The organism is Nonomuraea glycinis, from assembly GCF_035920485.1.
GTDB classification, from domain to species: Bacteria; Actinomycetota; Actinomycetes; order Streptosporangiales; family Streptosporangiaceae; genus Nonomuraea; species Nonomuraea glycinis.
This window is the reverse complement of record NZ_CP109166.1, coordinates 9,564,335-9,585,973: the sequence shown is the minus strand read 5'-3', so window position 1 is coordinate 9,585,973 and position 21,639 is coordinate 9,564,335. Positions and strand designations below refer to the sequence as shown.

Here is a 21,639-nt window from a genome sequence, read left to right as displayed (position 1 = left end):
GCTTCCCAGGCCAGGCGTCAGGCCCTATTGACCGCGCAGTACGTTCTGGAGGACGTGGCCGCTACGCTACGCGCCGGAAAGGTCCAGGTCAGTAACCGGCACAAACTTCATGCGCGTGAAGTGGGAAACGCCAGAGCCGCGGAAGGAGTTCACCCTGCCGCTTCTCTTGAGGCGGGCTCACTTTTCTTCCGCACTGCCGTCAATCATCTCGCCCGGCGCATGGCCGTCGAATTCGACGAGCCCGCCGAGGTGCTGGCGCTGGCCGTCACCGGCATGGAGGAGAGCCTGTCGCGGCGGGTCCGTGACGCGTCGGAGAGCTACAACGGCTTCCTGCTCAACCAGGTGCACCAGGCCCAGGAGGACGAGCGCCGGCGCATCGCGCGGGAACTGCACGACCGGATAGGGCACGGCATCAGCGTCGCCCACCAGCAACTGGCCCTGTCGGAGGTCTACCACGCCACCGACCCGGCGCGCGCCCTGGCCAAGATCGCGGTCGTGCAGCAGGCCGTACAGGAGATCATGGAGAATCTGCGGCAGATCACCTCCGAGCTGCACCCGGCCACCCCGGCGGGTGACCTGGAGAAGTCCCTGCTGAGCTTCCTGGAGACGGTCGAGGACGACGACGTGTGCGTCGGCCTCGACGTCAACGGCGACGAGTCCTGGGCGGACCCGGCGAGCATCGGCGAGGCGTTCCTCATCGTCCGCGAGGCGGCGCGCAACGCGCTCACCCACGCCGGCGCCGCGTCGGTGTTCATCCGGGTGGACATCGCCCCGCACGCGCTGATCGCGTCGGTGCAGGACGACGGCCGGGGCTTCGACCCGGCGACCGCCCGCGAGCAGGGCGGTGTGGGCCTGGCCTCGATGCGCGAGCGGGCCGCGCTGCTCGGCGGCCGGGTCGTGATCTCCAGCACGCCGCGCGGCGGCTGCCTGGTCGAAGTGTTCATCCCACTCAAGAGGCAAAACGGTGGACCGGACGGCGGCTGACACGACCATCTCCATCGCTCTGGTGGACGACCATGCGCTGTTCCGGGAGGGGCTGCGCGAGATTCTCGAGTCCGTGGGCGACATGAGGATCGTCGGCGAGGCCGGCGACTCGACGGCCGCCGTCACCCTGGTCGCCGGCACCCGCCCCGACGTCGTGCTGCTGGACGTGGAGATCCCCGGCGACGAGGTCACCGAGACCGTCTCCCGGATCCGCACCCTGTCGCCGGACACCAGGATCATCATCCTGAGCATGTACGACGGTCCGCAGCTGCTCAGCAGGCTGCTGGGCGCGGGGATCCGCGGCTATCTGCTCAAGAGCGTGCACCGGCACGAGCTGATCGCGGCGGTGCGCAGCGTGCGCGAGGACCCCTCCAGGGTGGTGCTCGCCGTCTCGCGCAACAGCGTCGCCCAGGTGGAGGCGGCGGCCGCGCCGACGCTGTCGGACAAGGAGCTGGAGGTGCTCCAGCTCGCGGCGCAGGCGCTGAGCAACAGCCAGATCGCCCGCAAGCTCGGCCTGGCCGAGGCGACGGTGAAGCGCCACATGCGCAACATCTTCGTCAAGCTCAACGCGGTCTCGCGGATCGACGCGGTGAACAAGGCGCTGGCCGCCTCCCTGATCATGCCGCAGGGCAGGACCGACCCGGACTGACCCGCGCCTCAGATCAGCGGGACCGGCGAGTGCGCCAATTCGGCGGGGAAGCTCCCGGGGAACAGCCCGGTCAGCCGCTCGCGGACCTCCGGTGGCAGCTCGACCGCCGAGGCGGCGAGGTTCATCTCCAGATGCACCTGGTCACGGGTGCTGGGCACCGGCACGATGTGCTCCTCGCGCGCCAGCAACCAGGCCAGCGCGAGCCGGCCCGTGCCCAGGTCGAGCCGGGCGGCCACGGTCTCCAGCCGCTGCAGCGGCCCGGCGTGCAGCCGCAGCCGCTCGGGCCTGAACCGGGGGTCGGAGCGCCGCCAGTCGCCCGGGGTGAGCCGGTCGGTCCTGATCCGGCCGGTCAGGAAGCCGCGGCCGAGCGGGCGGACCGCCACGATGGCGACGCCCAGCTCACGCGCGGTGGTGAGCAGCGTGGCGTCGACGCAGGTCCCCCAGAGGGAGTATTCGATGGCGAGCGCGGCGATCGGGTGCACGGCGTGGGCCCGCCGGAGCTGCTCGGTGGTGGCGTTGGACAGCCCGATGCAGCCGATCTTGCCGGCCCGCACCAGCTCGGCCAGCCGGGCCACGCCGTCCTCGATCGGCGCCCGGGAGCCACGGCACTGCAGGTAGTAGAGGCCGATGCGGTCGATGCCGAGGCGGCGGAGCGACGACTCGCAGGCGCGCTCCAGGTCGCCGGGGCGCTCGTCGACCTCCACCGGCTCCTGGGGGCCGCGCACGCGCATGCCGCCGCGGGTGGCCACCACGACCTCGCCGGACCGCCCGGCGACGGCCCGGCCGACCATCCGCTCCACCTCGCCGGCCGCGTAGAAGTCGGCCGTGTCGAGGAAGGTCACACCGGCGTCGAGCGCCCGGCGGACCAGCCGGTCCGCCTCCGTGGCCTCGACGGGGCCGTAGGCACCGCTCAGGGCCATCGAGCCGAGTCCGATCGCGGAAATCACCGGTCCCGTTCGGCCTAGCCTCGTGTAGCGCACCGAATTCCCTTCACGTGTCCCCCCGACTCGTTGACGGCTCTAGTCAAAGTGTGTTGAGCCGCTAAGTCAAATGGGACTATTTCCACGGGTGCCTTGCCGAGGAACCCGAGACCATGGTACGGCCGTGATGTGCTAAAGCACGATTTTTTCCCCTACGTTGTCGTAGGGGTGCCAGGTGTCTGTGCAGATTGTCGTGGTTCCAGACCCCTACTCGCCCTTATTTCCCGTACGAGTGGGAGCGGAAATTCTTTCAGGGCTACAGGGAATTGTGGAAATTAGTTACTGTTTGGGGGGAATCCCTGCTGTTACAGGCCCCTGTGGAGGTACGTGTGACCGGCCCCCTCAGGTTCGGTGTGGTTCTCATCACAGAGGACTGTTCCCGAGCCGAGTGGATGACCAAATGCCGCCGGGCGGAGGCGCTGGGTTACGACGTGATCGCCGTGCCCGACCACCTGAACCTGCTCTCGCCCTTCCCGTCGGCGATGCTGGCCGCCGAGGCCACCGAGCGCCCGGCCATCGGCACGTACGTGCTCAACGCCGCGTTCCACCACCCCGTCCTGCTGGCCAGGGACGTCACCACCACCGACCGGCTCATCGGCGGGCGGCTGGAGCTGGGACTCGGCACGGGCTACGTCAGGTCCGAGTTCGCCGCCCTGGGCCTGCCCGACGACCCGGCATCGCGTACGCGCCGGCTGGAGGAGCTGGTCGGCGCGCTGGACCCGCTGCTGGCGGGCAAGGGGCCACCGCTCATGATCGGCGGCCACGGCGACCGCGTGCTCCGGCTGGCCGCGCGGCGGGCCGAGATCGTCAGCTTCACCGGCGCCCCCTACCGGGCGGAGTACGGCAGGACCGCCCTGGTCGACGCGGCGGAGCTGCTTCGGCGGGTGGAGTTCGTCCGGGCCGCGGCCGGGCCGCGCGCCGCGCGGATCGAGCTGAACGTGCTGACCAAGGCCACGGTGCTGACCGGTGACCGGCGGGCCGGCGCCGAGACCGTCCGCCGGTACGCCCCGGATCTGCCGCCGGAGCGGCTGCTGGAGCTGCCGACGCTGTTCGTGGGGACGCCGGCGCAGATCGCGGAGCAGGTGCGCGGGCACCGTGAGCGGTTCGGCCTGTCCTACTTCACCGTGATGGAGCCGGCCATGGCGGACTTCGGCAAGGTCATCGAGCTGCTGCGGTGAGCCGGTCGGCGTGCGCCAGGCCGTGCAGGCAGCTGACCAGGGTGCGGGCCTCGACGTTCAGGTAGTAGCTGTGCCGCAGCAACTCGTCGAGCTGGTGCAGGGCCACCCAGCGGAAGTCCGGGTGGCCGGGCAGCGGGTCCTCGGCGGTCTCCACCACGAGGTAGCGGTTGCGCGCGTGGTAGAAGCGCCCGCCCTCCTCCGCCAGCACCGTGTCGAAACGCACGCTGCCGGGCTCGGCGGCGAGCACCTCCGCCAGCAGTGGCGGCCGGGCCCGGGGCGGCAGATGATCGTAGTTGCCGGGGGTGCACTGCACGGTGGGGGCCAGCTCCACCACGTCGGTGTAGCCGGGATCGACCCGCGCGTGCGCCAGGGCGTGCAGCACCCCGCCGATCCGCCTGACCAGGAACGCGGCGACGCCGGTGCCCACGGGCGCGATCATCGGCTGGTCCCAGCCGCCGACCTCGCGCCCGCACGCGCGCACCCGTACCCCGATGACCTCGAAGAACCTGCCGGTGTCGTGCGTGATGCGGCCCTCGGCCCGCCGCCACGCGCGCAGCCGCCCGAGCGCGAGCGGCCGGGCCTGGATGTCGACCGTGGAGCGCAGGCCGCTCAGCCAGCTCAGGATTTCGCCCGTGGTGTGCACGGCGGGGCGGCCCGGCAGGCGGGAGCGGGCCACGAGCGCGCCGAAGCCCTCGGCCGCCGGGCCGGGCTGGGGCGGCAGGCAGGCCAGCACCGTACGGGCGTCCATGTTCACCAGCTCCGGCACGGACAGCAGCTCGTGCACCCGGTGCAGCGGCAGCCAGCGGAACCCCTCGGCCGCCTCGACGTGCGCGGCGACCTCCACCACCATGTTGCGGTTGCGCTTGCGGTAGAACCACGCGCCCTGCTCGGACTGGCGCACGTCGGCGAGCACCCGGCCGCGCGCCTCCCGGAAGAAGTCCAGGTACGGCACCGGCCGCCCCTCGTGCACCCGCGTGTAGTTGCTCCTGGTGGCCTGCACGGTGGGCGAGAGCTGCGGCCCGTCGGGATTGCCCGGCTCGTTCTTGGCCTGCATCAGCAGGTACGGCACGCCGTCCACCCGCTTGAGCAGGATGCCGAGGATGCCCGCCTCGGGCTGGTTGATGATGGGCTGCGTCCAGGCGGTCACCGGCCCCGCCGGATGCCGGACGTCCAGGCCCTCGACGGTGAAGAAGCGCCCGCTGCGGTGCCGGAGGTCGCCCGTCACCGGGTCGGCACGCCATCCGGCCAGCTCCTCCAGAGGCACCCGCGTCACCTCCATGAAGGTGTGGCCGGCGACCTCCTCCAGCCAGTCGCGCACGTCGATGATGGCCACTCCTCAGCGCTCGCGGGTCCGTCATGGCCGAACCTGCCACGCGGCCGCCACCCCGCTCAACCCCTGCCCGCCCGCACCCGTCCCCTGTCCTGCGAGCCCGATGGAATAGGGGTTCTGCGCCGGTACGACCCTTCATAGGCTTCTAGGGTGGACGCCATGACCGAGCAGCCGGACATGCGAGCAAGTGACCAGGACCGCGAGAGGGTGGCCGAGATGCTCCGTGTCGCGGTCAGCGACGGGCGGATCACCCTCGACGAGTTCAACGAGCGGGTCGACCGCACCTTCACCGCCCGGACCCGAGGGCAGCTGGACGTGCTGGTCGCGGACCTGTGGCAGACGAGGGCCGTGGCCCCGGCCGTCCCCACGGCCGCCATGGCCGTCCCCAGCGCCACCGGCGCGCTGGAGCTGCACACCCGCAGCGGCAAGGTCGTGCAGGACGGGCGCTGGACGGTGCCGCCGTACCTCAGCGCCAGGGCGGGCCGGTTCGGCACGGTGAAGATCGACTTCACCCGGGCGGACTGCCCGCATCAGGAGGTCGTGATCGACCTGGGGATCACCTCCTGGTTCGGTGACGTCATCCTCATCGTCCCGCCCGGCTGGATCGTCCGCGACGACGAGGTCGTGCGGCGCTGGATGGGCGCCGTCTTCAACCGCCCGCCCGTGGCGCTGGCCCACGACGGCGTGGTCATCCGGCTCACCGGATTCGTGAAGACCGGCGACGTATGGGTGAGGTACCGCCACCCCTGACGCGGGCCCGCACGCTCAAGGAGGATCGCATGGAGTGCCGGATCTGCTCCGGAAGGCTGCACCAGTTCGCCGACTTCGGGCGGCAACCCGTCTCCGACGCCTTCGTCACCCCCGGCGGCACGGCATCGGAGTTCTTCTTCCACCTGGCCGTGGGAGTCTGCGAGGACTGCTCGATGGCGCAGCTCCTGCACGAGGTGGACCGGGAGCGGATGTTCCACGACGACTACCCGTACCTCTCCTCGGGGTCGGCGGTGATGCGCGCGCACTTCGACGCGCTGGCCAAGCGGCTGCTCGCCACCGAGCTGACCGGTCCGGACCCGTTCGTGGTCGAGCTGGGCTGCAACGACGGCACCATGCTCGCGACCATCGCCGACGAGGGCGTCCGGCACCTCGGCGTCGAGCCCTCCGGAGGCGTGGCCGACCTGGCGGCGGCCCGGGGCGTACGGGTGCGCAAGGACTTCTTCGAGGCCGGCGTCGCCGCCGAGATCCGCGCCGCCGACGGGCCCGCCGACGTCGTCTACGCGGCCAACACGCTGTGCCACATCCCCTACATGGACTCCATCCTGAGCGGGGTGGACGCGCTGCTGAGTCCCGGCGGCGTGTTCGTCTTCGAGGACCCCTACCTCGGCGACATCGTGGAGCGGGCCTCCTTCGACCAGATCTACGACGAGCACTTCTACTTCTTCTGCGCCACCTCCGTCCGCGCCATGGCCGACCGTCACGGGTTCGAACTGGTGGACGTGGAGCGGCTGCCGGTGCACGGCGGCGAGGTCCGCTACACGCTGGCCAGGCGCGGCGCGCGCACGCCGAGCGCGGCCGTGGCCGGCCTGCTGGCGGCCGAGCGGGCCGCGCGGCTGACCGAGCCGGCGACGCTGCGCGCCTTCGCGGCGCGGGTCGCCGCCAACCGCGACGACCTCGTGGCGCTGCTGCGGCGGCTGCGCGAGCAGGGCGCCCGGGTGTACGGCTACGGGGCCACCGCCAAGAGCGCCACCGTGCTGAACTACTGCGGCATCGGGCCGGACCTGGTCTCCTTCGTCTGCGACACGACCCCCGCCAAGCAGGGCAGGCTCACGCCCGGCTCGCACCTGCCGGTACGCGGGCCCGAGGCATTCGCCGACCCCTATCCCGACTACGCGCTGCTGCTCGCCTGGAACCACGCCGAGGAGATCATGGCCAAGGAGACGGCGTTCCGCGAGGCGGGTGGCCGGTGGATCCTGTACGTCCCCACGGTGCACACCGTGGGCGCCTCATGACCGGTCCCGGCGAGGCGCGGCCGTGAGGCACCGCGAGCTGGCCGTGGCCGGCGCGTACGCCTTCGAACCGGTCGTCTTCGGCGACGAGCGCGGCACCTTCGCCTCGCCGTACCAGGCGAAGGCGTTCGTGGCGGCGGTCGGGCGGCCGCTGTTCCCCGTCGCGCAGGTCAGCCGGAACGTCTCCCGGCGTGGCGTGGTGCGCGGCATCCACTACACGCTCACGCCGCCCGGCACCGCGAAGTACGTCTACTGCGCGGGCGGGCGGGTGCTGGACCTGGTGGTGGACCTGCGGGTGGGGTCGCCGACGTTCGCCCGGTGGGACGCGGTGGAGCTGGCCGCCGACACCGGCCGGGCCGTCTACTTCCCGCCGGGGGTCGGCCACGCCTTCGTCGCGCTCGAGGACGACAGCGTGGTGTGTTACCTGCTGTCGGCGGAGTACCGGGCCGAGAACGAGCTGACCCTGTCGGTGTTCGACGAGGAGATCGGGGTGCGGTTGCCCGACGGGCCGCCGCCGATCCTGTCGGAGCGCGACCGGACCGCGCGCACGCTGGGCGAGGCCGCCGCGTGCGGCCTCCTGCCCGAATACATCCGCTGAGCCGAACCGCCGGTCCCGTGACGGCGGGTCCCGTGACGGCGGGTCATGTCACGGCGGGCCGCGTTACAGGCTGGTCGTGTCACAAGACGGCGTGGAGAGCGGCGATGACCTTTTCCTGGACGCCGAGCGGCAGCGACGGGTACATCGGCAGGGAGAAGATCTCCCCGGCCAGCGCCTCGGTGACCGGCAGGCGGCCCGGCGCGTAGCCCAGGTGCGCGAAGCCCGACATGGTGTGCACCGGCCACGGATAGCTGATGTTGAGGTGGATGTCGTGCCCGCGCAGCGCCTCGATGATCTCGTCGCGCCGCGGGTGGCGGACCACGTACAGGTAATAGGCGTGCTCGTTGCCCGCGGCGGTCTCGGGCAGCACCAGGCCGGTGCCGGCCAGGCCGTCGGCGTAGCGGGCCGCCACCGCCCGCCGCCCCGCGACGTAGTCGTCGAGCCGGGTCAGCTTGCGGCGCAGGATCTCCGCCTGCACCTCGTCCAGCCGGGCGTTGTGGCCGGGCGTCTCCACGACGTAGTAGGTCTGCTCCATGCCGTAGTAGCGCAGCCGCCGCAGCGCGCGGTCCACCTCGTCGTCGGAGGTGATCGTGGCACCGCCGTCGCCGTACGCGCCGAGCACCTTGGTCGGATAGAACGAGAACGCCGCCGCGTGCCCCATCGACCCGGCCCGCCGGCCATGGTGGCGGGCGCCGTGCGCCTGTGCGCAGTCCTCCAGGATCACCAGGTCGTGCCGGGCCGCCAGCCGCTCCAGCGGAGCCATGTCCACGCACTGGCCGTACAGGTGGACGGGCAGCAGGCACCGGGTCCGCGGCGTGATGGCGGCCTCCACCTGGGTCACGTCCATCAGGTACGTGCGCGGGTCCACATCGGTGAAGACCGGCGTCGCCCCCACGGCGTCGATGGCCACCACGGTGGGCGCAGCGGTGTTGGAGACGGTGACGACCTCGTCGCCCTTGCCGACGCCGAGCGCCTGCAGGGCCAGCTTGATGGCGTTGGTGCCGTTGTCCACGCCTGCGCAGTGCCGCACCCCGTGGTAGGCGGCGAACTCCGCCTCGAAGGAGCGCACGCTCGCGCCCAGGACGAGCTGCCCGGAACGGAACACCGTCTCGACCGCGTCGAGGATGTCCTGGCGCTCGGATTCGTATTCCGGCAGATAGTCCCAGACCCGCGTGGGCATCGTCGTCCTCCTCATGATGTGCCGTCAGGGTAGGCATGGCCGGTCGGCGCGCGGAACCCCTAGAACGGGCCCGGCATCAGGGGGAGATTAGGGGTGCTGTATTGCGGCCGCCGTTAATAGCTTGAGATGGCTATCTATACGTGGATCCAGCGAAAGATCTCACATGAAGCGACACTATCTTTTTATGTGTCAGCCCGATCACGGCCATGTCATTCCGCATCTCGCCGTGGTCGCGGAATTGGTTCGCCGGGGAAATCGAGTCACTTATCTCACCGCGCCCGCGATGGCACGGCACGCCGAAGGGGCGGGCGCGACCGTGCTCGCCTATGACTCGGCCTACCGGTCCGTGGATTTGCGCAAGCTGGAGGACGATCCGCTGGGGCTGCTCTCCCTGTTCCTGGACGAGAGCGCGGCGATGCTGCGGGCGGCCGACGGGCTGCGCGACCGGCCCGACCTGATCGTCTACGACATCTCGATCCTGCACGCCGGGCGCATCCTGGCCAGGAAGTGGGGGCTGCCGGCCACGCAGCTCATCCCGGTGTTCGCCTCCAACGAGCATTTCTCGTACCTTTCCGCCATCTACGGCGGGCAGGAGGCGGTGCGCGAGCTGCCCGGATGGGTGGACGGGATGCTCGCCAGGACCCGCGAGCTGGCTCTCGCGCACGGGGTGCGGGCCGACCCGGCCGAGCTGTGGTGGGAGGTCCAGGACGCCAACCTGGTCAACCTGCCGCGCTCGTTCCAGTTCGCCGGCGAGACCTTCGACGAGCGCTTCGCGTTCGTCGGCCCGTGCCTGGGCGAGCGTGCGTTCCTGTCGGGATGGGAGCCGCCGGGCGACGGGCTGCCGGTCGCGCTGCTGTCCTTCGGCACCGTGGCCAGCGGGCGGCCCGACCTGGTGCGCACCTGCGTGCGCGCCTTCGCGGAGCTGCCCTGGCACGGCGTGGTCACCCTGGGCGACGGCATGGACCCGGCCGAGCTCGGCCCGCTGCCGCCGACGATCGAGGTCCACCGGTGGGTGTCGCACCTGGCGGTGCTGGCGCACGCCTCGGTGGCGGTCACCCACGGGGGCATGGGCACCGCCATGGAGACCCTGTACCGGGGCTGCCCCATGGTCGTGGTGCCCGCTACGGCCATCGACCGGCCGCCCGCCCGCCGGGTCGCCGAGCTGGGCCTGGGCCAGGTCGTCGAGCCGGCCGAGCTGACCCCGGCGCGCCTGGTCGACGCGGTCCTGGCGGTGGCCGCCGACCCTCGGGTGCGGCGCAACGCCGAGGCGATGCGCGGCGACATCCGGGCCGCCGGCGGCACCCCGCGAGCCGCCGACGAGCTCGAACGCCACCTGGCACGGGCGGTCTGATGGGCGCGCCGATGATGGGGCAGGCGCCGGGACCCGCCTTCGAGTTCCACGTGCTGGGGCCGCTCAAAGTGCTCAAGGACGGCATCGAGCTGCCGATGAGCGCCAACAGGGAGCTGGCCATCCTGGCCTGCCTGCTGCTGAACGCCAACCGGGTGATGAGCGTGGAGCGGCTCGTCGAGGCGGTGTGGGCCGGCTCGGCCCCGAGCAGCGCCTGGCGGCAGATCGCCATCTGCGTGTCACGGCTGCGCCGCAGGCTCGGCGCGGGCGTGATCGAGACCTCCAGCCCCGGTTACCTGCTGCGCGTGCCCGCCGACGGCATCGACTGGCTCAGGTTCACCGCCATGGTGACGCAGGCGCGCGAGCAGGCCGCCCGCGACCAGGAAGGGGCCGTCGCGCTGCTGCGGGAGGCGCTCGCGCTGTGGCGCGGCACCCCGTTCGAGGACCTCAGGGGCCTGCGGTACGACGTGGCGCGGATGGCCGAATGCCGGCTGGAGGCGCTGGAGACCTGCCTGGAGCTGGAGATCGGGCTGGGCAGGCACCACCAGGTGATCCCCGAGTTGCTGGCGCTGGTCGCCGAGTCGCCGTTCCGTGAGCGGGTGCGCGCCCAGCTCATGCTGGCGCAGTACCGTGCGGGCCGGCGGGCCGAGGCGCTGCGCACCTACCAGGAGACGCGGCGCTTCCTGCTGGAGCAGATCGGCCTGGAGCCCGGACCCGCGCTGCGCCGGCTGCACGAGCAGATCCTGCGCGACGAGTCCGTGCTGATGCGCGCGCCGGTTCCCGCGCCCGCGCCGCCCGCCCCGGTCGTGCCGTGCCAGCTGCCGCCGCAGGTCCTGCCGTTCGTGGGCCGCGCGGCGGAACTGGCCGGGCTCGACGCCGCGCTGCGCCCCGATCCGGAGCCCGCGATGCCCGGCACCATGGTGCTCAGCGGCGCGCCGGGCGTCGGCAAGACCACGCTGGCGCTGCGGTGGGCGCACGCCCGGATCGACTGGTTCCCCGACGGCCAGCTCTTCGCCGACCTGGACGGCATCGAGCCGCACGTCGTACTGGACCGCTTCCTGCGGGCGCTCGGCGAGCAGGACATCCCCGCCGACCACGCCGAAAAGCTGGCCCTGTACCGCAGCAGGACCGCCCGCCGCAGGCTGCTCGTGGTGCTGGACAACGCCGGTGACGAGGTGGCGTCCCTGCTGCCGGGCGGGGCGGGCTGCCGGGTCGTGGTGATCAGCGCCGCGCCTCTGGACGAGCTGGTCGCCAGGCAGGGTGCGCACCGGGTGTTCCTCGCGCCGCTGGAGGAGGACGCGGCACGCGAGCTGGCCGACATGCTCGTGGGCGCGGCGGGCACCGCCCTCGGGCCGCAGGCGGTGACCGACCTCGTGGCGACCTCCTGCGGCAACCCGCTCTCCCTCCGCCTCGGCGCCGCCCGCCTGCGCTCCCGCGTCGCCCACGCCTGACCTCCCAGGGCTGATCCTGCCGCCCTCTCGCTTCCGGGGTCAGGCCGGGCTCCGCACCCGCCGGGTCGGCGGAGTCCCCCACCTCGGAGAGTGGTGGGTCAGGGCTTGGCGAGGATGGTGGTCAGGGCCGTGGTGAGGGTGCGCTCGGGGTCGTCGGAGGCGGTCGCCGTCCGCCAGGCGACGTGGCCGTCCGGGCGCACCAGGACCGCGCCCGCCGCGCCGGCGCCGTACTCCGTGGCCCAGGTCGCGGAGGCGTACGGGCCGCCGTACTCCGTGGCCCGGCTCGTGGCGGCATGCGCGCCGTCCTCCTGGGTGGCCCGGCTCGTGGCGGCGGGCGCGCCGCCGTCGGGGAGGATCTCGATCGGTGTCAGGGCGCAGCCGGTACGGCGGGTCGTGGCATGGGCGGCGCTTGACCAGGAGGGGTTCGCGGTCAGCAGGGTGAAGCAGGGGCCGAGCAGGTCCAGGGTGGACACGGGACCGTCCGGGCCCGTCAGCCACACGTGCGGGGCGCGGTGGCCGGGGCGGGCGGACGGGACGTAGACGCGGTAGGGGTCGCCGGGGGCGGGGGCCGGGGTGCCGTCCGGGATCACCGCGGCGGAGTCGTACCCGAAGCCGAGCACCAGCCCTTCGCAGCTGCGCCGGCCCGCCTGCTGGTCGACGGCCTCGCGCATGGACAGCCGCCCCTCCATCATCTGGAAGGTGATCAGCGCGTTGGTCAGGCTCTCGTCCACGGTCCGGGCGGCGATCGGCCGGCGCTCGGCGGTGTAGGTGTCCAGCAGCGCCGGCCCGGCCGCGCCATGCAGGACGGCGGCCAGCTTCCAGGCGAGGTTGTGGGCGTCCTGAATGCCACAGTTCATGCCGAAACCGCCCTGCGGGGTGGCCACGTGCGCGGCATCCCCGGCCAGAAAGACCCGGCCGGACTGGAAGCCGTCGGCGACCTTGGCCTGCTGCAGCCAGGGCAGCACGCCGAGGATCTCGACCGGCAGGTCCGGCACCCCGACGGCGGCGCGCACGGCGGCCAGGCACGCCTCCTCGGTGAAGTCGGCGGGACTGCCGCCCTCCTCGGGCTCGTACCCGGTCTGCACCATCCACCGGCGCCCGTGATCGACCGCTTCCACCGCGCACGGCGGATCGCGCAGGAAGGACAGCGCGGCCCGCCGCTCGGGCGGCAGGAAACCCAGGTCGGCCTCGAACATGATGCTGATCATGTGGCCGAGCACCGGCGGCCCTTCGGCCTTGATGCCGAGCCGGTCGCGCACGCCGCTGCGGCTGCCGTCGGCGGCCACCAGATAGCGGCAGCGGACCAGGATCTCCCGCCCCTCGGCGGACACCACGGCCTCCACCCCGCCCGCGACCTCGCGCATGGAGGTCATGGCGGCCCCGAACCGGACGTCCGCCGCCGGTCCCTTCTCGGCGCGCCGGCGCAGGATGACCTCCAGCAGGTCCTGCGAGCAGAGGAAGGTGTAGGTGGGGCTGTGCGGGGCGTCGCGCTGCAGCGCCGCCGCCGACCGGACGAAGTCGTCCGCCGTCAGGCAGCTCCCGACGCCCACCGCCAGGAACTCCTCGCGCGGCATTCCGGCGCTCTCCACCTCGTCCTGAATTCCCCAGGACCGGAAAATCTCCATGGTCCGGGTGGTGATGAGCCGGGCCTTGGGGAAAATCGCCGTACCCGCATGCTTTTCGACCAGCAGGGTGGATATTCCGTGGCGGGAGAGTTCGACGGCGGTGGACAGTCCGACGGGCCCGCCCCCGACCACCAATACGTCCACCTCATGCTGATCCATGGCATCAGCATCGAATATGCCGATTACCTCAGTCAATACGAGGATATCCGCATGATACAGGCGTGATATCCCCACTTAGTAACTTATCTAGGGAAGATCCAGATAAGTCATTCTGCGCTTGCCGAATTCCTGGAGACGCTGATGCTGTTCACCCAAGGCTCCGTGGCCCTGGTCACCGGCGGGTCGCGCGGGATCGGCCGGGCCGTCGCACTCGACCTGGCCAGGGAGGGCGCCCACGTCATCGTCAACTACGCCAGATCGGAGCAGGACGCCAAGGAGGTCGTCGCCCGGATCGAGGAGGAGGGCGGCAGCGCGTCGAGCGTGCGGGCGGACGTCACCGACGAGGAGTCCGTACGCCGCGTGTTCCGCGACATCCGGGCCGAGCACGGCCACCTCGACGTGCTGGTGACCAGCGCCGGCATCACCCAGGACCGCTATCTCATCGCCATGAGCCTGGAGCAGTTCCGCGCCCCGGTGGACACCAACCTGGTCGGCACCTTCCTCGCCTGCCGGGAGGCGCTGAAGCTGATGCAGCACCAGCGCAGCGGTTCCATCGTGACCCTGTCCTCCTCCAGCGGACTGGACGGCGGCTTCCCCGGCCAGACCAACTACGTGGCGTCCAAGGGCGCGATCATCGCCTTCACGCACGCGCTGTCCAACGAGGCGGCCCCGCACGGGGTGCGGGCCAACGTGGTCGCGCCCGGGTTCGTCGCCACCGACATGACCCGCCGGGTCCCCGCCGACATCAGGAAGCAGTACGAGTCGCGCATCCGCCTCGGCCGGATGGGACGTCCCGAGGAGATCGCCTCGATCGTCACCTTTCTGGCCTCCGACAAGGCGTCGTACATGTCCGGCTCGGTGGTGGTCGCCCACGGCGGCGGCCTCGGGTGAACCACCCACCTCTCCCTCACGCAAGCCCCGAGGCACCAGGAGGAATCATGACCATCGACGAGCTGCGCGCCAAGGCCGCCGAGCGGCAGCAGACCTGCAGCCAGATCAAGAAGATGATCGTCTCGCGGCTCGACCTGGAGATCGAGCCGGACTGGATCACCGACGACCAGCCGCTGTTCGGCCGCGGCCTGGAGCTGGACAGCCTCGACGTGCTGGAGCTCTACGTCGCCATCGAGGCGGAGTTCGGGGTCGCGCTGTACGACAGCGAGATGGCCGTCTTCGGCTCGGTGTCGCGGCTCGCGGACGAGGTCAACCCCGCCCTGCGGGCCCAGGGATGACGCTCACCCAGGCGCAGCCCGCCGCCCTGCCCGTGGTCTCCGGGCTGACCCACGACCAGGTGCGCGCAGTGCTGCCGCACCGCTGGCCGATGCTGCTGCTGGACCGGGTCGGCAAGGTGGAACCCGGCGTGAAGGGCACCGCCACCAAGAACGTCGCGGGCACCGAGCTGTGGTTCCAGGGCCACTTCCCGAACGAGGCGGTGCTGCCCGGCGTCGTGATCACCGAGGCGCTGGCCCAGCTCGCCGGCGTGGTCTTCGCCCTGGCCGGGGCCAGCGAGATCAGCTACCTGGCGGGCATCAAGTCGATGCGCTTCCGGCGCCCGGTCGTCCCCGGTGACCAGCTCACCCTCACGGCCGAGCGCGCCGGAGGCGGCGGCGGATTCGCGGAGTTCCGCGTGTCGGCCCGGGTGGCCGGTCAGGTGGCCGCCGAAGGAATCCTCACGATCGCCGATCCGGCCGGTCAACGTTCTGTGCGAAAGGTGTGAACCATGGTCAACGTCCTCGCGGCCACCCATCCTGAGGGAACCGTCTACGGCGAGGTCGGCGACGTGACCGTGCCGCTGCGTTTCTCGGCCGCGCCCGACGCGCTGTCGCAGGAGTACGCGGCACTCAGGGAGCGCGCCGCCGTCCTCGATCTCAGCGGGCACCGGCTCATCGAGATCACCGGCCCCGGCGCGGTGGAGTACGCGCAGCGGGTGCTGGCCCGCGACGTGGAGTACCTCACCTCCGACCGCTGCATGATGAGCCTCGTCCTGGACGACGCCGGGCAGGTCGTGGACCAGGTGCTCGCCTTCGGCCGGGAGGACGGCATCCTCCTGGCGAGCTCGTGCGGCGCGGGGACGCGGCTGCTGGAGCACCTGCGGGCGCAGGCCGACGACGGCATCGAGATCGCCGACCGCTCCCCGGAGCTGGTGCTCGTCGGCCTGGAGGGTCCGTACGCCTGGGGGGTGGTCGGCCGGCTGATCGACGGCGAGCTGGCCTCGCTGCCGTTCGAGTCGGTGGTGGAGACCACCTGGGACGACGTGGACATCGTCTTCGCCAGGACGGGCTTCACCGGCGAGTACGGCTACCAGATGATCGTCCCCCGGGAGGCGGCCGCCGGGCTGTGGTCGCTGTCGCTGGAGCACGCCCGGCCGGCCGGTCAGGAGGCCCTGGAGCTGGCGATGCTGGAGGTCCGCCAGCCGATGCCGCGCCACGAGGCCACCCCGGGCGCCACGGTGATCGAGATCGGCGCCAACTGGCTGGTCGACGTCACCAAGGAGGCGTTCGTGGGGCGCGAGGCCGTGCTGGCCGCGTTCGAGTCGGGGACCGGCCGCCGCACCATCGGCTTCACCTGCGCCGACGGCGTGCCTGCGGCCGGCACCCGGGTCATGGTCGGCGACCAGGTCATCGGCGAGGTCGTGCACGCCGTGCACAGCGTCGGCCTCGGCACCACGCTCGGCCTGGCCCGCGTGGACCGCGACCTGGCCGCCGCCGGGCTGCGACTGTCCGCCGGCGGCGTCGGGGTGACCACGCTGACCAGCCCCTACATCGTGCCCAAGAGCTGGAGCATCCCGATCATCTGATCGGGCTGCCCGCTTCTCGCGAGAAGGAGACAAGCATGGCGCTGCGGCCCGTCGTCGTCACCGGCCTGGGCATCATCTGCGCGGCCGGCCGCGACCCCGCGGAATTCTGGCGGCGGCTCACCACCGGCCAGGGGGGTCTCACCCCCGTGCTGGACGAGGCGTACGCGGTGTTCGAGGCCAGGCACGCCGGCCAGGTGCCCGAGGAGTGGATCACCTCCCAGCTCCCCGCCGCCGACGCCGGCCTCGACCGCACCGCCAAGCTGGCACTCGTCGCCGCCCGCCAGGCCCTCACCCAAGCAGCCGGCCAGGCAGGCACCTCGGCGGGCGTCCGCGCTGGCGTGCAAGCGGGCACCCAGGCGGGCGGCCAGGAGAGCGCGCGGGCGGGCGGCCGAGTGGGGTCGGTGATCGCTGAGCCGGGGCGGTTCGGGGTCATTCTGGGGAAGTGCCAGGCGACTCCGGACGTCGCGGGTCGCTACCAGCCCATGCACCGCACCGGCGACGTGCTGGCCGAGCGGCTGGAACTGCGCGGACCCCGCATCCTGGTCTCGACCGCGTGCGCGGCCGGCGGCAACGCGGTCGGCCTCGCCATGGACAAGATCCTGACCGGCGAGGCGGACGCCGTCCTGGCCGGCGGCGTGGACCCGCTGCTGTTCGGCACCTACGCGGGCTTCGCCGGACTGCAGGCGCTCAGCACCGGACCGTGCCGTCCCTACAGCCGCTCCGACGGACTCAACCTGGGCGAAGGGGCCGCCTTCCTGCTCCTCGAACCGCTGGACCTGGCCCTGGCCCGGGGCGCCGTCCCACTGGCCGAGGTCGCGGGCTACGGCCTGTCGGCCGACGCGTACCACGCGACCGCGCCCGACCCGACCGGCAGGGGAGGGGCCGCGGCTGTGCGCCGCGCGCTCGCCGCCGCGGGCCTGTCACCGCAGGACGTGCACTACGTCAGTGGCCACGGCACCGGCACCCCGGCCAACGACGCCATGGAGGCCAAGGTGATGCGCCTGGCCTTCGGCGAGCGGGCCGGGCAGGTGCCCACCAGCAGCATCAAGTCCTTCCTCGGCCATACGCTGGGGGCGGCGGGCGCGGTCGAGGCGGTGGCCGGGGTGCTGGCGCTGCGCCACGGCGTCGCCCCGCCCACGATCGGCTTCGACACCGAGCCGGGCGACGCGCCCGCCACCGACCTGGACTTCGTGCCGAACGTGGCCCGCCCGATGACCATCGAGACGGTCGTGTCGAACAACTACGCGTTCGGCGGCAACAACGTCTCCCTCGTGCTGACCCGGCCCCGGGAGCCACGCCCGTACGAGGAACTGCCGCGCCGCGAGGCGGTGATCACCGGGCTCGGGCCGGTCACCGGCGCGGGCACCGGCATCGCCGAGGTGAGCGCGGCCATCTCCGCCGGACGGCGGGCCGCCGGGCGGGCGCCGTCGCTGGACGGCCGGACCTACGCGCCGCGCTCGCTGTGGCGGCACATGAACCACCTGTCCCGCATGGCGATCGCCGCGTCCCGGCTGGCCTGGGAGGACGCCGGGCTGAAGCTGCCCAGGAAGGCGCTGGACGACGTCGGGCTCATCTTCGCCACCGGCGCCGGGTCGAGCGAGAGCACCGGCGGCTTCGACCAGAGCATCGCGCTCAACCCGAACAAGCCGGCCGTGCTCAGCTTCTCCAACGTCGTGCTGAACGCCACCGGCGGGGCCGTCTGCCAGACGCTGGGCCTGCGCGGGCCGACCACCACCATCTGCAACGGCGGCGCGTCGGCCTCGATCGCGCTCGACTGCGCCCTGGAGTTGATCAGGGCGGGCAAGGCCGAGGTGGTCCTGGTGGTCGCGGCCGACGAGCGGGCCGGCGGCCCTACCGGGTACGCCGACCAGGACGGCGTCGTGCCGACCCCGTACGAGGCGGGCGCGGCCGAGCCGGTGCCGGGGTCGGCCGCGGTGGCCTTCGTGGTCGAGTCGGCCGAGCACTGCGCCGAGCGCGGCGGCCGGCCGTACGCACAAGTGCTCGGCACCTCCCACGCCCCCCACCACCCAACGGACACCCCGCCGAGCGCGGAGGCGCAGATGGCGGCGGACACGCCCTTAAGCACTCCGCCGGACGCGCGGCCGCACACGCAATCGGACGCGGCGGACGCGGCGAGTGCGGCGGACGCGGGCGGTGCGGTGGGGCGGGGGATCGCGGCGTTCGCGGGGGCGGCTCCCGGGGTGGTGGTCGGGGCGGCGCAGGATGAAAGGGAAGCGGCGGCTGTGCTGGCGATGGGGGCGGGTGGGGTGCTCACCTCGTCCGCCGCGTTGATCGGCGACTGCCAGGCGGCCAGCGGGGCGATGAACATCGCCCTGGGCGCGCTGGCCGTCCGCGACGGGATCGCGCCCGCGCTCGACGGGCTCACCCGGCCGGTCGCCGGCGAGCCCGGCCGCTATCTGACCGACCCCGCGCTGCCCGAGCCGGTGGCGCAGGCGCTCGCGCTGACCGCCGCGCCCGGCTCGGTGTACGGCGCCGTACTGCTGGGGGCGGCATGAGCGGCACCCCGCCCTTCGACGTCGCCGAGACCGACCGGCTGCTGACGACCACGCGATCCGTGCGCCGCCGGCTCGACCTGGACCGGCCGGTGCCGCGCGAGGTCATCCTGGAAGCGCTGGACGTCGCCGTCCAGGCGCCGACGGCCAACAACCACCAGAACTGGCGCTGGCTGGTGATCACCGACCCGGCCGTCAAGCTGAAGCTGGCCGAGATGATCCGCTCCTCCTGGACGTTCCACCGCAACGACATCTGGACCAACGCCGGCCGCCGCCGCAACGACGCGCAGGCCAAGCGCAACTACGCCTCGGCGCACGCGCTCACCGAGACGCTGGAGGCGGTGCCGGCCCTGGTCATCCCGTGCGTGCTGGGCCGCCCGCCGGACGTCACGGCCATCAACGAGGCGTGGCGGGCCCGGATGGCGGACAAGGCCGACGAAGACCCCGGCCACCTGGTGCGCCACGGCGAGACCAGGGCCAGCATCTTCTACGGCTCGATCTTCCCCGCCATCTGGTCCTTCCAGCTCGCACTGCGCAGCCGGGGCCTCGGCAGCACCATCACCTGCCTGCACGTCCCCCACGAACGGCAGGTCGGGCAGCTGCTCAGCATCCCTACCGGGGTCACGCAGGTGTGCATGATCCCGGTCGCCTACACGCTGGGGACCGACTTTCGCCCGGCCGACCGCCACCGCGCGGCGGAGCGCACCTACTGGGAGAGGTGGGGGAGTTGACGCACATGGTCGAGCAGCCCGACGTCGTCATCATCGGCGGCGGCATCGCGGGCGCCTCGGCGGCCTGCAAGCTGGCCGCCGGCGGGCTGTCCGTGGTCCTGCTGGAGAAGCAGGACGCCTACAAGGATCTGGTACGCGGTGAGTGGCTGGCGCCCTGGGGCATCAGGGAAGCCCGCCGCCTGGGCGTGGACGAGTGCTTCTGGGCCGGCGGCGGCTGGGAGATCCGCGAGTGGATGACCTGGGACGAGGCCGTCACCGAGGACGAGGTCGAGGCCGTGGACATGACCGGGTTCATCCCCGGCATCGGCGGTCCGATGTCCTTCCCGCACCACGCGGTGTGCGAGCTGATGTCGGAGCAGGCCGTACAGAGTGGCGCCCGGCTGGAGATGGCGGCCTCGAAGATCGACGTGACGCCGGGCCCGCGCCCGGTCGTCTCCTACCGCACCCCGGACGGGCCGCGCGAGCTGCGCCCGCGGATCGTGCTCGGCGCGACCGGCAGGGGCTGCACGGTGGGCCGCCAGGCCGGCATCACGATGCGCAACTCCATGCACCACTGGGGCGGCGGCATGATGGTCGAGGGCATGGACGCCTGGCCGCCCGACGTGCAGGCCATGGGCACCGAGGGCGACCGCATGTTCATGGTCTTCCCGCAGGGCTACGGCCGGGCCCGCCTCTATCTCAACTTCCCCACCGTGAACAAGCACCGCTACCGGGGTCCCGGCGGGGTGGCGCGGTTCCTGGCCGCCTTCGAGCTGGAGTGCCTGCCCGACCGGGGCAAGGCGGTGACCGAGGCGATCCCGGCCGGGCCGCTGTCGGTGTGGCCGTCGGTGTCCAGCGTCCCCGAGGGGCCGCCGATGACCGAGGGCGTGGTGCTGATCGGCGACGAGGCCGGCAACGCCGACACCGTGCTCGGCACCGGCCTGTCGTGCGCGCTGCGCGACTCCAGGACCGTCTGCGACATCCTGCTCGGCTCCGCCGACTGGTCGCCTCCGGCGTTCGCGCCGTACGCCGAGGAGCGGGCCTTCCGCATCGAGCGGCTCGACTTCGGCGCCTCCATCATCAGCAGGCTGCACGTCGAGTTCGGCCCCGCGGCCGTCGAGCGCAGACGCCGGGTCCGCAAGCTGATGGCCAAGAACTTCGCCGCGCAGGTGACCGGGCTGCTCAACATGGTCGCCCCCGAAGAGGTACCCGAGTTCGGCTTCAGCGAGTTCTTCGCTGAGCGGTTGTTCAGGGAGACGGCATGATCGAGAAGAAGACGGTCCACGTCAACGGCGTCGACCTCGCCTACGTCGACGAGGGGGAAGGCGACCCGGTCGTGCTGCTGCACGGCTTCCCCGACTCCTCCTACCTGTGGCGGAACCAGATCCCCGCGCTGGTCGAGGGCGGCTTCCGGGTCATCGCGCCCGACCTGCGCGGCTTCGGCGACTCCGGCAAGCCGCAGGAGGTCGAGGCGTACGGCATGCAGACGATCGTCAACGACATCGTGGCGCTCACCATCGAGCTCGGCGTCAAGCGGCCGCACCTCGTCGGCCACGACTGGGGCGCGGCCATCGCCTGGATGTACGCCTTCCTCATGCCGCGCAGGCTCGATCACCTGGTGACGCTGTCGGTCGGGCATCCCGGCGTCTTCGCCACGCCGTCGATCGAGCAGCGGGCCGCCTCGTGGTACATGCTCTTCTACCAGTTCCCCGGGGTGAGCGAGGAGCTGCTGCGCCGCAACGGCTGGCGGCTGTTCAAGGAGATCATGGGGCGCGACGGCGACCACGACCGTTACGTGCGCGACCTGGCCAGGCCGGGCGCCCTGACCGCCGGCCTCAACTGGTATCGCGCCAACCGCTCGCCCGCCGCCGAGCTGCGCATCTCCCGCCCCTTCCCGCCGGTCCTGGCGCCGGCGCTGGGCATCTGGGGCGCGGGCGACAAGGCCCTGCTGGAGGAGGGCATGGCCGGGTCCGGCAAGTTCGTCAAGGGGCCTTGGCGCTACGAGCGGATCGAGGACGCCGGTCACTGGCTGCCCCTCGACGCCCCCGACGAGGTCAACAAGCTGCTGCTCGGCTTCCTCGGCACCGAGCGTCCGGCGCACGAGGAGCGCCGGCCGCGACGTCGGCTGTAGCGAGGCGCA

At 72.3% G+C, this 21,639-nt stretch carries 20 protein-coding genes; 16 read left to right on the top strand and 4 right to left on the bottom strand.

All coding sequences use genetic code 11. The features are described from left to right. Positions 1-219 precede the first annotated feature (219 nt). Positions 220-984: a sensor histidine kinase gene (locus OHA68_RS44990; protein WP_189144713.1), complete on the top strand. Its 765-nt coding sequence runs from the start codon at positions 220-222 to the stop codon at positions 982-984. Beyond that, a complete protein-coding gene (locus tag OHA68_RS44985) occupies positions 965-1,633 on the top strand; it encodes a response regulator transcription factor (RefSeq protein ID WP_189144714.1) in 669 nt (222 codons plus the stop codon). Before OHA68_RS44990 ends, OHA68_RS44985 begins: the two co-directional genes overlap by 20 nt. A gap of 8 nt (positions 1,634-1,641) precedes the next feature. Here the strand turns inward: OHA68_RS44985 and OHA68_RS44980 are convergent, their stop codons facing one another. Next, on the bottom strand, positions 1,642-2,580 hold the full coding sequence (locus OHA68_RS44980) for an aldo/keto reductase (RefSeq protein WP_327105706.1): 939 nt from the start codon (positions 2,578-2,580) through the stop codon (positions 1,642-1,644). 425 nt (positions 2,581-3,005) lie between these two features. Between OHA68_RS44980 and OHA68_RS44975 the strand changes: the two genes are divergently transcribed. After that, entirely contained in the window at positions 3,006-3,791 is a 786-nt protein-coding gene (locus tag OHA68_RS44975) for a TIGR03621 family F420-dependent LLM class oxidoreductase (RefSeq protein WP_327105705.1), read from the top strand. On the opposite strand, the gene OHA68_RS44970 is transcribed toward OHA68_RS44975, so the two are convergent. Beyond that, positions 3,772-5,124, bottom strand: a complete 1,353-nt coding sequence (locus tag OHA68_RS44970; protein ID WP_327105704.1) for an NDP-hexose 2,3-dehydratase family protein — start codon at positions 5,122-5,124, stop codon at positions 3,772-3,774. The two genes, OHA68_RS44975 and OHA68_RS44970, sit on opposite strands and share 20 nt — an antisense overlap. Before the next feature lie 156 nt (positions 5,125-5,280). Between OHA68_RS44970 and OHA68_RS44965 the strand changes: the two genes are divergently transcribed. From OHA68_RS44965 to OHA68_RS44955, 3 genes are read left to right on the top strand one after another with little or no spacing between them, the layout of a single operon-like run. Further along, positions 5,281-5,871 (top strand): DUF1707 SHOCT-like domain-containing protein, encoded by a 591-nt coding sequence (locus OHA68_RS44965; protein WP_327105703.1) that lies wholly within the window; start codon positions 5,281-5,283, stop codon positions 5,869-5,871. Positions 5,872-5,900: 29 nt separating this feature from the next. Then, positions 5,901-7,124 carry a class I SAM-dependent methyltransferase gene (locus tag OHA68_RS44960; protein ID WP_327105702.1) on the top strand — a complete coding sequence of 408 codons (1,224 nt, stop codon included), beginning with the start codon at positions 5,901-5,903 and terminating at the stop codon, positions 7,122-7,124. A 22-nt stretch (positions 7,125-7,146) separates the two neighbouring features. Beyond that, complete coding sequence (locus OHA68_RS44955) at positions 7,147-7,719, top strand: dTDP-4-dehydrorhamnose 3,5-epimerase family protein (RefSeq protein ID WP_327105701.1); 573 nt, start codon at positions 7,147-7,149, stop codon at positions 7,717-7,719. Between the two features lie 79 nt (positions 7,720-7,798). Here OHA68_RS44955 and OHA68_RS44950 read toward each other — a convergent pair whose 3' ends face one another. Further along, on the bottom strand, positions 7,799-8,899 hold the full coding sequence (locus OHA68_RS44950; RefSeq protein ID WP_327105700.1) for a DegT/DnrJ/EryC1/StrS family aminotransferase: 1,101 nt from the start codon (positions 8,897-8,899) through the stop codon (positions 7,799-7,801). Between the two features lie 163 nt (positions 8,900-9,062). Here OHA68_RS44950 and OHA68_RS44945 point away from each other — a divergent pair, with 163 nt between their 5' ends. Continuing rightward, a complete protein-coding gene (locus OHA68_RS44945; protein WP_327105699.1) occupies positions 9,063-10,250 on the top strand; it encodes a macrolide family glycosyltransferase in 1,188 nt (395 codons plus the stop codon). Further along, a complete protein-coding gene (locus tag OHA68_RS44940) occupies positions 10,250-11,698 on the top strand; it encodes an AfsR/SARP family transcriptional regulator (protein WP_327105698.1) in 1,449 nt (482 codons plus the stop codon). The genes OHA68_RS44945 and OHA68_RS44940 overlap by 1 nt, the downstream gene beginning before the upstream one ends. A 98-nt stretch (positions 11,699-11,796) precedes the next feature. On the opposite strand, the gene OHA68_RS44935 is transcribed toward OHA68_RS44940, so the two are convergent. Next, a complete protein-coding gene (locus OHA68_RS44935; protein ID WP_327105697.1) occupies positions 11,797-13,482 on the bottom strand; it encodes an FAD-dependent oxidoreductase in 1,686 nt (561 codons plus the stop codon). A 141-nt stretch (positions 13,483-13,623) separates the two neighbouring features. Between OHA68_RS44935 and OHA68_RS44930 the strand changes: the two genes are divergently transcribed. The 8 genes from OHA68_RS44930 to OHA68_RS44895 are packed head-to-tail and all read left to right on the top strand — an operon-like array spanning position 13,624 to position 21,630. Beyond that, the gene (locus OHA68_RS44930) at positions 13,624-14,373 is read left to right on the top strand and encodes a 3-oxoacyl-ACP reductase family protein (RefSeq protein ID WP_189144724.1); all 750 of its coding nucleotides are present in this window, start codon (positions 13,624-13,626) and stop codon (positions 14,371-14,373) included. Between the two features lie 47 nt (positions 14,374-14,420). Next, the gene (locus tag OHA68_RS44925) at positions 14,421-14,711 is read left to right on the top strand and encodes an acyl carrier protein (protein WP_189144725.1); all 291 of its coding nucleotides are present in this window, start codon (positions 14,421-14,423) and stop codon (positions 14,709-14,711) included. Further along, the gene (gene fabZ, locus OHA68_RS44920; RefSeq protein WP_189144726.1) at positions 14,708-15,196 is read left to right on the top strand and encodes a 3-hydroxyacyl-ACP dehydratase FabZ; all 489 of its coding nucleotides are present in this window, start codon (positions 14,708-14,710) and stop codon (positions 15,194-15,196) included. Before OHA68_RS44925 ends, fabZ begins: the two co-directional genes overlap by 4 nt. A gap of 3 nt (positions 15,197-15,199) precedes the next feature. Next, on the top strand, positions 15,200-16,276 hold the full coding sequence (locus OHA68_RS44915; RefSeq protein WP_327105696.1) for an aminomethyltransferase family protein: 1,077 nt from the start codon (positions 15,200-15,202) through the stop codon (positions 16,274-16,276). 35 nt (positions 16,277-16,311) lie between these two features. Further along, a complete protein-coding gene (locus tag OHA68_RS44910) occupies positions 16,312-18,792 on the top strand; it encodes a beta-ketoacyl-[acyl-carrier-protein] synthase family protein (protein ID WP_327105695.1) in 2,481 nt (826 codons plus the stop codon). Then, positions 18,789-19,520 carry a nitroreductase family protein gene (locus OHA68_RS44905; RefSeq protein ID WP_327105694.1) on the top strand — a complete coding sequence of 244 codons (732 nt, stop codon included), beginning with the start codon at positions 18,789-18,791 and terminating at the stop codon, positions 19,518-19,520. Before OHA68_RS44910 ends, OHA68_RS44905 begins: the two co-directional genes overlap by 4 nt. Positions 19,521-19,525: 5 nt before the next feature. Then, positions 19,526-20,764, top strand: a complete 1,239-nt coding sequence (locus OHA68_RS44900) for an FAD-dependent oxidoreductase (RefSeq protein WP_327109634.1) — start codon at positions 19,526-19,528, stop codon at positions 20,762-20,764. Continuing rightward, complete coding sequence (locus OHA68_RS44895) at positions 20,761-21,630, top strand: alpha/beta fold hydrolase (RefSeq protein WP_189144730.1); 870 nt, start codon at positions 20,761-20,763, stop codon at positions 21,628-21,630. Before OHA68_RS44900 ends, OHA68_RS44895 begins: the two co-directional genes overlap by 4 nt. The last annotated feature ends 9 nt before the right edge of the window (positions 21,631-21,639 follow it).